Here is a 13,163-nt window from a genome sequence, read left to right on the forward strand (position 1 = left end):
GCGGGGCTGAATAAAGGGTGGTAACGCGCGAAGACGTCCCTTGGCCTCTGGGCCAAGAGGCGTCTCTTTTTCTGGCAGAGCATCTGTTGAGGAAGCTTTTTTGCTTTGAATGATGGGTGGTAACACGCTACTAGCGTCCCTGAGAGTTGATCTCAGGGGCGCTTTTCTTTTTAAGCTGCGATGTGTTTGTTAATAGTTGTTATTTCTAGTAAAAAACGGAGGAAATCATGACCTTGAAGAAAATTACCGCTGCCGGTCTTTTGACCGCCTCAGCCATCGTTTTAGCCGCTTGCGGCCAGCAAAAGAATTCCCAGTCCCAAACCAAGCAAGTCCTTAATTGGACCGAAAGTGCCCAGATCTCAACCCAGGACCCGTCACTGACGACTGACTCCACTTCCTTCCAAGCCCTTTTGAACACCCAGGAAGGGCTCTACCGCCTGGACAAAAAGCAAAAGCCCCAGCTGGCCCTGGCCAAGAGCGCCAAGGTTACTGACGGGGGCAAGACATATACTTTTGTCTTGCGAGACGCCAAGTGGTCCAACGGCCGGGCGATCACGGCCAATGACTTTGTCTACTCCTACCGAAGAAGCTTGAACCCGAAGACCAAGTCTTCCATGGCCTTCTACCTCTACCAGATCGTAAACGCCGAAGCCATCAATGCCGGCAAGAAGCCTGTCAGCAGCCTGGGCGTCAAGGCCTTGAGCAAAAACAAGCTGCAGATCAAGCTGGTCCGGCCGGTTTCTTACTTTAAGCTCCTGCTGGCCTTCCCGCTTTTCTTCCCGGAAAACCAGCAGTTTATTGAAAAAGTCGGCAGCAAGTACGGGACGGCGGCCAAGTACACCATTTCCTCCGGTCCTTTCAAGCTGACCAAGTGGACCGGGTCCAACAAGCAATTTACCCTGGTTAAAAACCAAAACTACTGGGACAAGAAGAACGTGAAGCTGGACAAGGTCAACGAAACCATCAGCGAAACTTCTTCAACTGCCTACAACCTTTACCAGGCTGGCAAGCTGGATGAAACTTACCTGACCGGGGAACAAGTCAAGGCCAACAAGGGCAAGTCCACCTTCTACGGCCGGCCGGCTTCCGCTATCCAGCGCCTGGAATTAAACCGCAAGAAGGTCAAAGCCTTTAACAACTTCAACATCCGCCGGGCCCTGTCCTTGGCTATCGACAGAGAGAGCCTGGCCAAGGTCTTGAGTGACGGGTCAGTGGCGGCCAAGGGCTTCGTTCCATCCGGCATGGGGAACAACCCGACGACCGGGGAAGCTTTTTACAAGGAAGCCTATGTCAAGGAAGCAGTCAGCTACAACCTGAAGGAAGCCAAGAAGTACCTGGCCAAGGGCTACAAGGAACTGGGCATCAAGTCCCTTAACCTCAACCTGACGGTCAGCGATACTGACTCCGCCAAGCAGGTGGGCGAATTCCTGCAAAGCAAGCTGGGCGAACTGCCAGGGGTGAAGATCACCGTGACGACCCTGCCATACACGACCTTGATCTCCCGGCAAAGCGCTGGCAACTACCAGCTGACCATCAAGAACTGGCAGGCTATCTTAGGTGACCCGATCAACTTCCTAGATGTTTTTGAAAAGGACTCCAGCTACAACACCAGCGGCTTTGCCAGCAGCAAGTACGACCAGCTGCTCAATGAAGCCGAAAACGTCTACGGCAACAAGCCGGTTCAGCGTTGGAAGCGGCTGGTGGCAGCTGAAAAGCTGTTGATGAATGAACAGGGGACTATCCCGCTGATCCAGACGGCCAAGCCGCAGCTGGTGCAAAGCTACGTCAAGAACGTGTCCTACAACCCGCTGGGCATCCCTTACGACTTCAAGCTTGTTTACATCAAGAAATAGGAGGCAGGCATGGCTTTTTCTGACTTTGATTTTTTAGAGAAAAACTTCATCCACTACGCCAAGGAAGACACCCAGTCCAAATACGCCAATAAAGACCAGGTTCCGACCACGCCTAATCAGGTCAAGATGATGAAGGAACTGGCTGACCAGGTCAAAGACTATGACCTTGAGTCTTATTACAATGAAAAAACTGCCTTCGCGATCGGCCACCTGGCCGCTAATACGGCAGGCGTTGCCCCAATCGGCTTTTTCGCCCATGTGGACACGGTTGAATTTGACGACCGCTTCCCCATCCGCCCCCAAGTCCACCGGGACTACCAGGGGCAAAAGCTGGCCCTGGATGAAGCGAACGGCATTTTCCTGGACCCGGAAGAATTTCCTGACCTGCTGACCTTAAAGGGGCAGACCCTGATCACCAGCGACGGGAAAACGGTTCTGGGGACTGACGACAAGGCCGGGGTGGCAGGCCTGCTGGCAGCTCTCAAGTATCTCCATGAGCACCCGGAAGTTGAACATGGCGATATCTATGTGGCTTTTGGCCCGGATGAAGAAATTGGCCTGGGCGGGCAGCGCTTTGACCCGGCTGATTTTCCGGGAGTGGAATTTGCCTATACCTTGGACAATGGCCGGCCAGGCGACTTTGAATACGAGACCTTCAATGCCTCAGCCGCTGATTTGACGATCAAGGGAACCGTGGTCCACCCGGGTGAAGCTTACGGGCTGCTGGTCAACGCCACGACGATCATGACGGAATTTTTGGCGGCCTTGCCCCAAGACCAGGTGCCGGAAAAGTCCCGGGGCCACGAGGGCTTTATTATGGTTACGGACGCCCAGAGCAGTGTCGATTCAGCCCATGTCGGCTTGATCATCCGCGACTTTGACTGGGATGAATTTTTGGCTAAAGAAGATTTGGTCAAAAAGCTCGTCGCTTCCTTAGGGGAAAAATACGGGCCAGACCGCTTCCAGCTGGACCTGCGCCGGCAGTACGAGAATATCTACAACGGGGTCAAGGACCGGCCTTATGTGGTCAACCTGGCCTTAGACAGCTATGAAAAAGCAGGCCTGGCGCCAAATGTACAGACCTTTAGAGGGGGAACCGACGGTAACTTCATCACCAAAAAGGGAATCCCGACCCCCAACCTCTTCAATGGCGGGGGCAACTACCACGGCCGCTACGAATACGTGACGGTCGAGCAGATGGACAAGCTGGCCGAGGTCTTGGTGACGATCGCGGCTGAGCATGCCCGCCAGAGCAAGGAGGGGCAAGACAAGCGGCCTCTGGAAAAATACTGGTAAAGATAAGAAGAGCATCCTTTTTTAACGGGGGATGCTCTTTTAGCGGACTTTTGATTTGTCCTTCAGGCCTATTCTTGTTATGATATAAAGTTGTAGTTATTGAAAGGAAAAAGATGGCAATGGACACTACTTGGAAGATACGTGAAATCGAAATCCCCAACCGGGTGATGGTGGCGCCGATGGCTGGCGTTTCCAACATGGCTTTTAGAAAAGTCTGCAAGGAATTCGGCGCCGGCATGGTTGTCTGCGAAATGATTTCCGACCACGGGATCATCTACGGCAACGAGAAAACTTTGAGCATGCTGGACGTCGACCCGGGCGAGCACCCGATGAGCATCCAGATCTTCGGGGGGACGGAAGACAGCCTTTTGCAGGCGGCCCAATACATCGACCAGCACACCGATGCCGATATCATTGACATCAACATGGGCTGCCCGGTGCCGAAGGTAACGAAGACTGACGCGGGTTCCAAGTGGCTTTTGGACTCAAACAAGATCTACCAGATGATCCACAAGGTTGTCCAGAACGTGGAAAAGCCGGTGTCCGTCAAGATGCGGATCGGCTGGGACCGCAAGCACATTTTTGCCGTGGAAAACGCCCTGGCCGCCCAGGAAGCCGGTGCTTCCATGCTGGCCATGCACGGCCGGACCAGAAAGCAGATGTACCAAGGCGAAGCTGACTGGGAAACCCTGCATGAAGTAGCCCAGGTCATGGACATTCCTTTCGTGGCCAACGGGGACATCACGACCCCACAGCTGGCCAAGAAGGCCCTGGACGAGATCGGCTGCACGGCTGTCATGGTTGGCCGGGCTGCTTTGGGCAATCCTTGGATCTTAAAGGAAATGACCCACTACCTGGCAACGGGCGAAGAACTGCCGAAGCAGTCCGTCCGGGAAAAGGTGGAAACCGCCAAGCACCAGCTCGACGGCCTGGTCCAGCTGCATGGGGAAAAGCGGGCCGTGCCGGAATTTCGCCAGCAGGCAGCATATTATTTGAAGGGAATTCCCCGTTCAGCCCGGACTCGTGCTAAAATAAATGAAGTCTGGACGCGTCAGGAGGTTTTTGACCTGCTTGACGAATTCGTCGAAATTTACGAAAAAAGGGCGCGGCAGAAGCAAGACCGCGTCGCTGATACCCAATCTATGTAAATGGAGGAAAAACACGTTGGCAAAGAACGAAATTAACGACCAAGTGCTTGTTCGTCGGCAAAAGCTTGAAGAACTCAAGGAGATGGGGATTGAACCCTTCGGCCGCAAATATGACCGGGAAGCCTTGGCCCGCGACCTGGACGAAAAGTACTTGGGCCTTGACAAGGATGAATTGAACGCAAATATGCCGAAGACCAAGATCGCTGGCCGGATGCTGGCCAAGCGGGGCAAGGGCAAGGTCGGCTTTGCGGACCTCTATGACCGTAGCGGAAAGATCCAGATCTACGTCCGCAAGGACATGGTCGGTGAAGAAAACTACCAGATTTTCAAGAAGGCCGACCTTGGTGACTTCCTGGGCGTTGAAGGCGAAGTCTTCAAGACTGACTCAGGCGAATTGTCTGTCCGGGCCCAGCACGTGACCTTCCTGTCCAAGGCTTTGCGGCCACTGCCTGACAAGTACCACGGTCTTAAGGACGTTGAATCCATTTATCGCCAACGCTACCTGGACTTGATCACCAACCACGAAAGCTACCAGCGCTTCGTTAACCGGACCAAGATCATCCAGGCCATCCGTGACTACTTGAACGGGCAGGACTTCCTGGAAGTTGAAACGCCAGTTTTGCACAACATCCCAGGCGGGGCTGAAGCACGTCCGTTCATCACCCACCACAACGCTTTGGACATCAACCTCTACATGCGGATTGCCTTGGAATTGCCGCTGAAGCGTCTGATCGTCGGTGACATGGAACGGGTTTACGAAATCGGCCGGGTCTTCAGAAATGAAGGGATGGACCTCAAGCACAACCCTGAATTTACTGAACTGGAAACCTACGCTGCTTACTACGACTTCCACGATGTCATGGATGAAGCCGAAGGCATCATCCGGGCAGCGGCCAAGGTTGTTTCAGAAGACGGCAAGATCAACTACCAGGGCACTGACCTGGACTTGGGCAAGCCATTCCGCCGGGTGCACATGGTTGACCTGATCAAGGAACTGACTGGCGTTGACTTCTGGCAGCCAATGACTCTGGAAGAAGCCCGGAAGGTTGCCGCTGAACACCATGTTGAAGTTGAACCTTACTGGCAAGTTGGCCACATCATCAACGCCTTCTTTGAAGAATTTGGTGAAAAGACAATCGTTGACCCAACCTTCGTTTACGGCCACCCAGTTGAAGTTTCACCGCTGGCCAAGAAGAACGCGGATGACCCGCGCTTCACTGACCGTTTCGAAATCTTCATCATGGGCAATGAATACGGCAACGCCTTCTCAGAACTGAACGACCCGCTTGACCAGCGGGAACGGTTCGAAGCCCAAATGGCTGAACGTGACGCCGGTAACGACGAAGCCGACATCATCGACGAAGACTACCTGCGGGCTATGGAATACGGTATGCCACCTACGGGTGGTCTGGGCATCGGGATCGACCGTCTGGTCATGCTTTTGACCAACGCGGCTTCAATCCGCGACGTCCTCCTCTTCCCAACCATGCGGCCGGAAAAGATCGTCGACGACGAAAAGAACATTAACCTGGACAAGTAGTTCAGATCGCTAAATTTAACTCTCCAGCTTTGCCTGGAGAGTTTTTTGTTTGAAAAAATAAAACGAATCGTTTTCAAGATATGAATATTAGAGCTTTTTTGCTAGAATATAGGCAATTAAATTGCGAGCTGCTATTAGAAAAGGTGAATTTTTGCCAATCTACAAATACTTATTGTCGATCTTAACCACCATCTCCGCCTTGGCTGGGGCCTTTTTGGCTGCCAGCAGCGGCTTACCGGCTTATTTGGCCGGCCAGCCCTTAAAGGCGGGTATTTTTGCCGTCCTCTGCCTCTTAGAGGGGCTTAGCGCCTACCTTCTCTGGCGGCCGGGGAAGCGGGCATTAGCTGTTTTGAATGGCGGCCTGCTGGCGGCAGCTTTGCTTTTGTTTTGGCAGGGAGAAGGCCTGGCAGCTGGAAGTGCCCTGGCTTTATTGGCAATCAACTATTTGCTGAAAAGGGAAGAGACCTGGGCCTGGACTCTGGCTTTAGTCTTGAACCTGGTCTTTGCCGCTTTGACCATGCTGCCCCACCAGTTTATGTCTTTCCCGGCTGCCTAGTTTTTTCATATCGTGCAAAGAGAGCGGATCGCCTCTTTCCTGCTTTTTAACAAGTACAAGGAGAACCAGCGCGAGCTCCGGGTCCAGGCTAATTTTGACCACTTGAGCGGGGTGATGCTCCGGTCGACCTTCATGGACCTTTCGCAAAAAGCAATCCAGCAGCCGGAGTGCACTGACCTCTTCATCGGCTTGGTTGACATCGACTACTTCAAGCAAATCAACGACAATTACGGCCACCGGATGGGGGACCTGGCCATTTAAAGGCTTGCCAGTGCCTGGAAAAAGAGCTGAAAGTCGATTACCGGGACCGGGCTGACTTTGTGGAAAAGTTTGACCCGGCCAAGGACAATGTTTTGGCGCGGCTGGGGGGCGACGAGTTCGTTTTTGCCTGCCACTGCCCGTCAGAAGCTGCTTGCCTTGAGAAAATGCGGGGCCTGCAGGCGGCTTTTGCCAAGGAGGAGATCGCATTAGACGGCCAGCGGCTCAGCTAGCTGCGTTTTTCCTGCGGGGTCATCCACTACCTAAACAACTTGCCTAATGTCGATCAGCTCTACCAAAAGGCCGACCAATTGATGTACGAGGTGAAAAAGCAGGGCGGGGGCAATGTTTTGCTGGCCCGGTCCTGATTTTTCCCGGAAAAGAGATTGACTTTGGACAAAAAGCTCGTATACTTTAAATACAGATTAGGTTTAGCTGGGAAAGTGCTCTCAGCGGCTTGATTTGGTGAATAGGACGATCAACCAGGAAATCACTGCCATGATTTCCTGGTTTTTGTTTGCCCTTTTTTCTAAAAAACGGATTGACATTTTCCCTAAGGCTAGTATACTTAAAACTAAATTAAGAACTGATGAAGAAAGGAGAACTGAGATGGAATTCGCAGCTAAGAATTGTCAAATGCAAGTCATGCCAATGAACATGCTGATGTCCAGCATGCCTTTTAGCATAGAAGCGAATACCTGTGGTTCACCATCCTAAGATCGTTACTGTATTGAAGATAGTAAAGGCCGCCTGAACTACTGGTTAGTTGGGCGGCTTTTTTACGAGGTAAGGTTCATGTGCAGGAAACGGTATCAACAGACGAAACGCTGGCTGATCCTCTGGCGGGGAGCAGCGATTGGGGCCAGCTGCATGTGTCGCTTGTGTTTGTAACAGCAATATTTCAGCAATCTAATCATTTCCAACAACTAACAACTAAAAAACAAATATTACACAGCAACAACACAAGCGAGGTAAAAAACATGAGTAAAGAAGCTATCAGCAACGAAGGTTTGTCATTTGAAACTTTGCAGGTCCACGCCGGCCAGCCAATCGACGAAACTGGCGCCCGGGCAGTGCCGATCTACCAGACCACGTCCTATGTCTTTGACGACGCTGACCAGGCAGCTGGCCGCTTTGCCTTGACCGACGCCGGCAACATCTACAGCCGTTTGACCAACCCAACCACGGCTGTTTTTGAAAGCCGGGTGGCTGCCCTGGAAGGCGGCACTGGTGGTGTATCTTTGGCAACTGGGGCGGCAGCGATTACCGCCGCTATCTTGAACGTAGCCGGGGCGGGCGACGAAATCGTAGCTGCTTCCACCATTTACGGCGGGACCTACGACCTGTTTGCCCAGACCTTGCCGCCATTGGGCATCAATACCCACTTCGTTGACCCAAGCGATCCGGCCAATTTTGAAAAAGAAATCAACGACCATACCAAGGTGGTTTACGCTGAAACCATCGGCAACCCGAATGCCAACTTGATCGACATTGACGCGGTAGCAGCAGTGGCCCATAAGCACGGGGTTTTGGTCATTATCGACAACACCTTTGCTACCCCTTACCTCTACCGGCCATTTGAACATGGGGCTGACGTGGTTGTCCACTCAGCGACCAAGTTCTTCGGCGGCCACGGGACGACTATGGGCGGGGTAGTCGTGGAAAGCGGCAAGTTTGACTATGAAAAGTCCGGCCGCTACCCGACTTTCACTAACCCTGACCCGTCCTACAAGGACGTGACTTGGGCCAAGCTGGGGGCTGGGGCCTTCACTACCAAAATCCGGGCAACAGTTCTGCGCGACACCGGGGCCAGCCTCAGTCCTTTCAACGCCTTCCTTCTTTTGCAGGGCTTGGAAAGCTTGTCCTTGCGTGTTGAACGCCACGTCTACAACGCGCAAAGAGTAGCTGAATACCTTAGCAAGCATCCAAAGGTTGCCTGGGTCCGCTACCCGGGCCTGGCCGACAGCCCGGACCATGCCCTGGCTGAACGGGACTTCCCGAAGGGGGTCGGCTCAATCTTCACCTTTGGCCTGAAGGGCGGGGAAGAAGCCGGCAAGCAGCTGATTGACAACTTGAAGATCTTCTCTCTTTTGGCCAATGTGGCTGACGCCAAGTCCTTGATCATCCAGCCAGCTTCAACCACCCATGCCCAGCTGAACGGCGAAGAACTGGCCAGCGTCGGGATTACTCCGGACTTGATCAGAATTTCCGTTGGGGTGGAAAATATCGACGACCTTTTGGCCGATCTGGACCAGGCCCTGGCCAAGCTGTAATTTTTGAAAAATACTCCTTAATACTAAAAAACGTTTCCTGCTTGAGGAAACGTTTTTTGCGTCTACATCTTCTTGATAGTCTCCATGTCATAGATGGAGTAGTCGCAGCGGTAGATAAAGAGCCGGTGGCCGTCGACATTGATCTGGGTGGTTGATGGCATGTCAGTGGCACTGACCCGGACCTTGTTACCGGCATAAACGGCGATCGGCTTGCCGGCTTGGGACCGGATCATGATGACCTTGCCCTTGGAGAGCCAGTCGTTTCTGAAATTGTTGTACATTATTGACAGAACCGGAATGGACCGCTGCTTGTCGGTAATGGTGACCTTTTTGGAAAAAGTATCTTCGTAATTGCGCAGGCCTTCGTTGGCGATCAAGCTGGAGCCGACATGGATCATCTGCTGGCCGCCGAATTCCACGTCGATGACTTTGGACTGCTCGTCGCCGCTGGAATTTTTCTTGCTCATCGGCTTGTAGGTCTCAATGTGGACTGACTTACCCTTGATCTGGTCGATCTTTTGCCCGTCGTAGTCATAGGTGGAGACGGTAAAGGGGATGCCGACCAGCTTGGACTTGAGGTCCAGGGTGTAGTCGCTGATCATGGAGCAGGAGGACAGGAGAGGCAGGAGGGCCAAGGCCAGGCAGGCCGCCAGGAGTCTTTTCTTTTTCATTTTTTCTCTTCCTTTCATTTAGACAAACGTTTTCTTACTCTTAGTTTAATCGAACTTGCCCCCGAGAAAAATACTATTTTTTATAAAAAAGCCCTTGCCAAGACCCGGCTTTTAGATTATCCTAATAGATGTGTTGCGGAAGTAGTTCAGTGGTAGAACATCACCTTGCCATGGTGGGGGTCGCGGGTTCGAATCCCGTCTTCCGCTTCTTCGGGAATTAGCTCAGTTTGGTAGAGCGCTACGTTCGGGACGTAGAGGTCACAGGTTCAAATCCTGCATTCCCGATTAGCCAATGTGTGATCAAAGCGTTACTTTATAGCGGCGCTTTTTTCTCATTTATGGGCAAAAAAGACTTGCAAAAGAGAAATTTTTTGGTAAACTAATAAATGTATCGCGGAAGTAGTTCAGTGGTAGAACATCACCTTGCCATGGTGGGGGTCGCGGGTTCGAATCCCGTCTTCCGCTTCATCAAAGACTCGCTAATTTAGCGGGCCTTTTCTTTTTGCCTTATAATAGATCTGCAGGGCGCCTGGCTTGTCGAAAAGATCGGGAAATGTTATGCTTGCAAGCATAGCAATTTTTGCCTTTTTACCTATTTACTGGCAGACGTGAAGGAGGAAATCATGGCAGCAGCAAGTCAGGCAGAGTACGAGTTATTGTTTGAGCAGGCCAAGGCCTTGACGGCCGGGGAGAGCGACTGGATCGCCAATACCGGCAATGTTTCGGCCCTTTTGAAGGCGGGGATGAAAAACGTTAATTTTGCCGGGGTCTACCGCTTTGAAAAGGGGGAATTGATCCTGGGACCCTTCCAGGGGATGCCGGCCTGCGTGCACATCCAGCTGGGTAAGGGGGTCTGCGGGAAAGCCGCCCTGGAAAAGAAGACGCAGATCGTGGCCAATGTCCATGACTTCCCAGGCCACATAGCCTGCGACAGTGCCTCCAATTCAGAAATCGTCGTGCCGGTTTTTAACCGGGATGGCAGCCTTTGGGGCGTGTACGACTTTGACTCGACTAATTTAGACAATTTTGATGATTTGGACCAGAAGTACTTAGAGCAGATCGCGGCAGTAGCTTTAGGCAACTAGGTCCAGTGTGAGGCGATTTTTATATGCAAAATTCATACAGTAAGAGCAGCAGACAGGTCTTGGAAATTGCCCAGGAACAAGCCAAGGAGTTTCACCACCGCCTGGTCGGGACAGAGCACGTCCTTTTGGCCCTGGTAATCGAAGCTGACGGCAAAGCCGGCAAGATCCTGCGGACCATGAACGTGACGCCGACCGGAGTCAGGGAAGAAATCGAGCGCTACACGGACTACGGCTCAGCGGCCCCGACCAGCTACATGGAATTTTCTCCCCGCCTGACTTTGGCGCTGGATTATGCCAAGCGGAATTCTGAACTCCGGTCCAGCAAGGAAATCGAAACGACTGACATTCTCCAGGCTTTGGTTTCCAGTGAGCAGATCCTGTCAGCCATGATCCTGCGCAACCTGGACGTGGACCTGGAAAACTTGAAAGACGAACTGGACGACGCCAACCAGGTGACCGGGGAAAGCGGCCAGACCAGCCGGCCAGCCGCGGCAGGCAGCAGCCAGTCGCAGACGCCGATTTTGGACCGCTTCGGGATCGACTTGAACCGGCGGGCTAAAGAAGGCAACATTGACCCGGTGATCGGCCGCCAGCGGGAACTGGACCGGGCGATTCAGATCCTGTCCCGGCGGACCAAGAACAACCCCCTTTTGGTCGGTGAGCCTGGGGTCGGCAAGACCGCGGTCGCTGAAGCTTTGGCCAGCGCGATCGTTGCTAAAAAGGTTCCCCGGGACCTGGCTGACAAGCGGGTGGTTTCACTGGATGTCAACAGCATGGTGGCCGGTACCCGCTACCGGGGTGAATTTGAAGAGCGGATGGACCGCTTAATCAAGGAAGTTACTGCCAGCAAGAATATCATTCTTTTTGTCGACGAAATCCACTCTTTGGTCAAGGCCGGGGACGCGGAAGGGGCGATGAGCGCCTCCAACACCTTGAAGCCGGCATTGGCCCGCGGGGACATTCAATTGATCGGGGCCACGACTTTTGAAGAATACCGCAAGCACATGGAAAAAGACTCTGCCTTTGTCCGCCGCTTCCAGCTGGTCCGCCTGGCTGAGCCAAATGAAGAGGAAACCCTGCAAATTTTGCATGGGATCAAGGACAAGTATGAAGACTACCACCGGGTAGCTTTGTCAGAAGAAGCCTTGCAGGCAGCAGTTGATTTGTCCAGCCACTACATTGCCGACCGCTACCAGCCGGACAAGGCCATCGACTTGATCGATGAAGCCAGCGCGGCGGTTAAACTGGCTAATGACACTGGCGAAGACAAGGACCTGGCTGAAATCGATTTGGAAATCAGCCGGACTCTCAAGCAGAAGAACGATGAAGCAGCCAAGCAGAACTTTGCCCAAGCGGCCAAGCTGCGCAACCAGGAAATCGCCTTGCGGCAAAAGCGGAATGAGATTGCCAAGAAGCTGGCCGGCAAGGATGAGAAGCGGTCAGTCGTTGGGGCTGAAGACGTGGCCAAGGTGGTCTCCATCTGGACCGGGGTTCCGGTAACCCAGCTTAAGACCAGCGAAAATAAGCGCCTGGCCCGCCTGGAAGGGATCCTGCATGAAAGAGTCATCGGCCAAGACGATGCCGTCAAGGCCGTGGCCAATGCCATCCGCCGGTCCAGAAGCGGTTTGAAGGACGAGAACCGGCCGATCGGTTCCTTCCTCTTCCTAGGCCCAACCGGGGTCGGCAAGACTGAACTGGCTAAGGCTGTGGCTGAGGCAGTTTTTGGCTCAGAAGACAATATCATCAGAGTCGACATGTCAGAGTACATGGACCGGGAATCTTCCTCCAAGCTGATCGGGTCAGCGCCTGGCTACGTTGGCTACGAAGAAGGTGGCCAGCTCTCCAACAAAGTCCGGGAACATCCTTACTCAGTGGTTCTTTTTGACGAAGTGGAAAAGGCAAACCCGGAAATTTTCAACGTCTTGCTACGGGTCCTGGATGAAGGCTTCATGACTGATTCTCTGGGCCGGAAGGTCGACTTCAGAAACACGATTATCATCATGACTTCCAACCTTGGTTCCAGAAGCTTGGAAGCTGACAGCCACGTGGGCTTCTCAGCCAGCCAGGAAGACCAGGGCAAGCTGATCGCGGAAAAGGTAACCAGGGCCACCAAGGACTTCTTCCGGCCGGAATTTTTGAACCGGATCGACGAAAAGATCGTCTTCAAGCCCCTGGAAGCCAAGCAGCTGCGGGAAATCGTGACGCTTCTGACCCGGAAACTGGTCAAGCGGCTGGCGGAAAAAGATATTACTTTGCGCCTGTCGCCAGCTGCCTTGGACCAATTGGCCAAGGACGGCTACAATCCGGAAATGGGGGCCCGGCCATTGCGGCGGACCATCCAGGATGAAGTTGAAGACGAATTGGCCCAGGACCTGGTCAGCGAAAAGCTGCAGGCCGGCGACACGGTCAAGATCGGTGCCCGGGGCGGCAAGCTGCGCTTTGAAATCGTCAAGGCCAAGACTGGTGAAAAGATCAAGGGATAA

At 53.1% G+C, this 13,163-nt stretch carries 11 protein-coding genes and 3 tRNA genes; 13 read left to right on the top strand and 1 reads right to left on the bottom strand.

The window, feature by feature from the left end:
• Positions 1 to 227 precede the first annotated feature (227 nt).
• The 8 genes from DS743_RS05385 to DS743_RS05420 all read left to right on the top strand — a co-directional run bounded on the left by DS743_RS05385 (position 228) and on the right by DS743_RS05420 (position 8,924).
• The gene (locus DS743_RS05385) at positions 228 to 1,853 is read left to right on the top strand and encodes a peptide ABC transporter substrate-binding protein (protein WP_035183867.1); all 1,626 of its coding nucleotides are present in this window, start codon (positions 228 to 230) and stop codon (positions 1,851 to 1,853) included.
• A 9-nt stretch (positions 1,854 to 1,862) separates the two neighbouring features.
• On the top strand, positions 1,863 to 3,149 hold the full coding sequence (gene pepT, locus DS743_RS05390; protein ID WP_002878670.1) for a peptidase T: 1,287 nt from the start codon (positions 1,863 to 1,865) through the stop codon (positions 3,147 to 3,149).
• 119 nt (positions 3,150 to 3,268) lie between these two features.
• Positions 3,269 to 4,297, top strand: a complete 1,029-nt coding sequence (dusB, locus tag DS743_RS05395; RefSeq protein ID WP_002878669.1) for a tRNA dihydrouridine synthase DusB — start codon at positions 3,269 to 3,271, stop codon at positions 4,295 to 4,297.
• 16 nt (positions 4,298 to 4,313) lie between these two features.
• Positions 4,314 to 5,837 (top strand): lysine--tRNA ligase, encoded by a 1,524-nt coding sequence (lysS, locus tag DS743_RS05400; RefSeq protein WP_035183865.1) that lies wholly within the window; start codon positions 4,314 to 4,316, stop codon positions 5,835 to 5,837.
• A 151-nt stretch (positions 5,838 to 5,988) separates the two neighbouring features.
• Complete coding sequence (locus tag DS743_RS05405) at positions 5,989 to 6,393, top strand: hypothetical protein (RefSeq protein ID WP_002878666.1); 405 nt, start codon at positions 5,989 to 5,991, stop codon at positions 6,391 to 6,393.
• Positions 6,394 to 6,405: 12 nt separating this feature from the next.
• Positions 6,406 to 6,654, top strand: coding sequence for a GGDEF domain-containing protein (locus tag DS743_RS05410; protein WP_141372481.1), 249 nt, complete (start codon positions 6,406 to 6,408; stop codon positions 6,652 to 6,654).
• Positions 6,655 to 6,713: 59 nt separating this feature from the next.
• Positions 6,714 to 6,884: a hypothetical protein gene (locus tag DS743_RS05415; RefSeq protein WP_181406074.1), complete on the top strand. Its 171-nt coding sequence runs from the start codon at positions 6,714 to 6,716 to the stop codon at positions 6,882 to 6,884.
• Positions 6,885 to 7,631: 747 nt separating this feature from the next.
• Positions 7,632 to 8,924, top strand: coding sequence for an O-acetylhomoserine aminocarboxypropyltransferase/cysteine synthase family protein (locus DS743_RS05420; protein WP_035183863.1), 1,293 nt, complete (start codon positions 7,632 to 7,634; stop codon positions 8,922 to 8,924).
• A gap of 62 nt (positions 8,925 to 8,986) precedes the next feature.
• Here the strand turns inward: DS743_RS05420 and DS743_RS05425 are convergent, their stop codons facing one another.
• A complete protein-coding gene (locus DS743_RS05425) occupies positions 8,987 to 9,613 on the bottom strand; it encodes a DUF5052 family protein (protein ID WP_003616936.1) in 627 nt (208 codons plus the stop codon).
• A 117-nt stretch (positions 9,614 to 9,730) separates the two neighbouring features.
• On the opposite strand from DS743_RS05425, the gene DS743_RS05430 reads away from it, so the two are divergent.
• From DS743_RS05430 to DS743_RS05450, 5 genes are all read left to right on the top strand, one after another.
• Positions 9,731 to 9,802, top strand: a tRNA-Gly gene (locus DS743_RS05430).
• 4 nt (positions 9,803 to 9,806) lie between these two features.
• Positions 9,807 to 9,880, top strand: a tRNA-Pro gene (locus DS743_RS05435).
• 108 nt (positions 9,881 to 9,988) lie between these two features.
• Positions 9,989 to 10,060 (top strand) — tRNA-Gly (locus tag DS743_RS05440).
• 158 nt (positions 10,061 to 10,218) lie between these two features.
• Positions 10,219 to 10,680 (top strand): free L-methionine (R)-S-oxide reductase MsrC, encoded by a 462-nt coding sequence (msrC, locus tag DS743_RS05445; RefSeq protein WP_035183860.1) that lies wholly within the window; start codon positions 10,219 to 10,221, stop codon positions 10,678 to 10,680.
• 23 nt (positions 10,681 to 10,703) lie between these two features.
• A complete protein-coding gene (locus DS743_RS05450) occupies positions 10,704 to 13,163 on the top strand; it encodes an ATP-dependent Clp protease ATP-binding subunit (RefSeq protein WP_035183858.1) in 2,460 nt (819 codons plus the stop codon).

The sequence above is a fragment of the Lactobacillus leichmannii genome, from assembly GCF_024701915.1.
GTDB classification, from domain to species: Bacteria; Bacillota; Bacilli; order Lactobacillales; family Lactobacillaceae; genus Lactobacillus; species Lactobacillus delbrueckii.

Coding starts and splice junctions, on each gene's coding strand:
- pepT (WP_002878670.1), top strand. CDS start 1,863: ATGGCTTTTTCTGACTTTGATTTTTTAGAGAAAAACTTCATCCACTAC.
- DS743_RS05425 (WP_003616936.1), bottom strand. CDS start 9,613: ATGAAAGGAAGAGAAAAAATGAAAAAGAAAAGACTCCTGGCGGCCTGC.
- DS743_RS05385 (WP_035183867.1), top strand. CDS start 228: ATGACCTTGAAGAAAATTACCGCTGCCGGTCTTTTGACCGCCTCAGCC.
- DS743_RS05420 (WP_035183863.1), top strand. CDS start 7,632: ATGAGTAAAGAAGCTATCAGCAACGAAGGTTTGTCATTTGAAACTTTG.
- msrC (WP_035183860.1), top strand. CDS start 10,219: ATGGCAGCAGCAAGTCAGGCAGAGTACGAGTTATTGTTTGAGCAGGCC.
- dusB (WP_002878669.1), top strand. CDS start 3,269: ATGGACACTACTTGGAAGATACGTGAAATCGAAATCCCCAACCGGGTG.
- DS743_RS05450 (WP_035183858.1), top strand. CDS start 10,704: ATGCAAAATTCATACAGTAAGAGCAGCAGACAGGTCTTGGAAATTGCC.